Consider the following 2,095-nt stretch of genomic DNA (forward strand, 5'->3'; position numbering starts at 1 on the left):
CTGTACCACCGTAGGATGGGTGGATGGGTAGCGGTTCAGAGAGCTTGCTCTCCCAACTCCCAACTCCCAACTCCCAACTCCCCGCTCCCTACCCTCTAGCCGCAACTAGATATTTCTGACAACTCCACAAGAGAGCCGTACCGACAGCGATGTAGATTAAGCCGCGAATTTCAAAGCTGACTCCGGCTGCTCTTAAAATAATGCCGATACCCATCATCGATAGAATGAGCGCGATCGTTTTACCGCCAAACATCTGGATGATACTTTTGAGAGGATTAGTTTCAGTCAATGCGTCCGCTCGCTCGATCGTCCGTGCTGCGGTTTTTTCGAGAATAAACTTGCCCTTGAGTAGTCCTACCGCCAAAGCCAGACTGCCAAATCCGATATGTTCTCGATCGACAAACCCCAAATAAGGAAAATGAAACCAGAAAATACAGCCCATAATCAGCAATCCGGTACCGACTAAAATCCAGATAGCAGCGGCAATTAGCAGATGTTGTTGGCGATTGAGTCCTGGAGATCGTTCGGTTTCCACTATATCGAATTACCAAAAAAATACGGTTTCCTCTGTCCAGCTTACCGTAGATTTTCTCAAACTCGGTGCTATAGTAGTAAACGAAACCGCTAAGTCGGTTCCAAAAATAAAGTGTGAGGAAATTTTTAATGAACTGGAAAACTTTACTGGTAATTGCCAGCTTGTCTTTGACTACTGGTCTGACTGCTTGTAACAGCAAGACTGAGACTCCCGACGCGACCAAAACTGATACAACTACACCAGCAGCTACTACTGCACCTGCAACAGCACCTGCGGCTACCGATACTACTAAGCCTGCTGGAGAAGCTGGTGCTAAGAGCGACACCAAGACTACTACCACCGAAACCAAAACTGAAACTAAGCCTGCTGGTGGCGACATGAAGTCCACTGACGGTGCTGCTAAAGAGACAACTAAGACTACTACCACCAAAACTGAAACTAAGCCTGCTGCTGAAGGTACTAAAAAACCGTAGTTAAGGTTTAGTGCGGCAATTCTCGATCGAAGAGTCGCTTGTTTCTAAATGAAACCATTGCCATCAACGTTGTGTGAATCTCTTTGAGAATCTCTGATGTTGGTGGCATTTTTGGGTGTTTATAAATACGATCGTGTTGGCGATCGTTGTATGCTCCGATTGCTACACGATCGAGCGATCGCCAGTATTTAAAAACTTTCCAGCCTCACCAAGTGGAATTTGGGTATTGATAGCAAGTCGATAAAAATGATTGAATCTGGCGGCATTAACTGTAGCTGGAAGTGTCTGTTGACGCTGCTGGGTAAATATCTGCTGAAACTTGGTAGTTACCTCACCAGTTAAGGAATTACGCGTAGGAACGACACAACGTTGACAGGGATTTATCCCCTGAAATCGGACATTTCCCAATTGAAAATCCACCACTTCTCCCTGCGCGCCAAATAGTCGATCTTCCCAAAAAGCGGGAACGCCACTCAGTTCTAAATTAGTTCTAAATCTCCGCCGGACTTCGGCTAAATTTAGGTCGGGAAACCACTCACAAATCGTCTCTAAGGTAGCCGTACTGACGATCGTCGGCCCATAAGCATCTGGGTCATCTGGAAAGCCTGTAGTCGCATTTTCGATGAGACTGACTGAGAAGCCAAAAAATTGACTCAACCAGCTACCTAGTTCGGTAAGTTCGGTATTGAGGCAAAATGAATGAGTTTGCGGATCTTCGAGAGTTTGCAGCCGAACTATCGATCGAGAATCAGACTCTAAATCCCCACTGCCAAAGTTAAATTCAGCGCGCAATTGTTGAATTTTGGCAGTACGTTTAGCATTAACAACTTTGCCACTCGCATCTACGATCGCCCAACGCCTGTCAAATTCTAGCGCACCACCTGACGATATTTTAGCGCGATCGACTACCATCCCATCGAGAGATTTGACTGGATAAACGATAATTTGTGCTAACGTCGGCTGGTTGTTATTTATCATCATAAATTTTATCGAATCGCCCGATCGACCCTGCTAGATTAACGATCGATAATTATGTCGATCGATCCGATCTAACATTAGGAATATATCTGAAGACATAAAATCAAAT

3 protein-coding genes are annotated in these 2,095 nt (G+C 45.3%); 1 reads left to right on the forward strand and 2 read right to left on the reverse strand.

Features of this window, described 5'->3' with window-relative positions; genetic code table 11:
- Positions 1-88 precede the first annotated feature (88 nt).
- A complete protein-coding gene (locus C7B77_RS28870) occupies positions 89-535 on the reverse strand; it encodes a hypothetical protein (RefSeq protein ID WP_245894525.1) in 447 nt (148 codons plus the stop codon).
- Between the two features lie 128 nt (positions 536-663).
- Between C7B77_RS28870 and C7B77_RS28875 the strand changes: the two genes are divergently transcribed.
- The gene (locus C7B77_RS28875; protein ID WP_106313186.1) at positions 664-1,008 is read left to right on the forward strand and encodes a hypothetical protein; all 345 of its coding nucleotides are present in this window, start codon (positions 664-666) and stop codon (positions 1,006-1,008) included.
- A gap of 162 nt (positions 1,009-1,170) precedes the next feature.
- Here C7B77_RS28875 and C7B77_RS28880 read toward each other — a convergent pair whose 3' ends face one another.
- A complete protein-coding gene (locus tag C7B77_RS28880) occupies positions 1,171-1,989 on the reverse strand; it encodes an MOSC domain-containing protein (protein WP_245894527.1) in 819 nt (272 codons plus the stop codon).
- Between the last annotated feature and the right edge of the window lie 106 nt (positions 1,990-2,095).

The organism is Chamaesiphon polymorphus CCALA 037 (genome assembly GCF_003003845.1).
In the GTDB taxonomy this organism is placed as follows: Bacteria; Cyanobacteriota; Cyanobacteriia; order Cyanobacteriales; family Chamaesiphonaceae; genus Chamaesiphon; species Chamaesiphon polymorphus.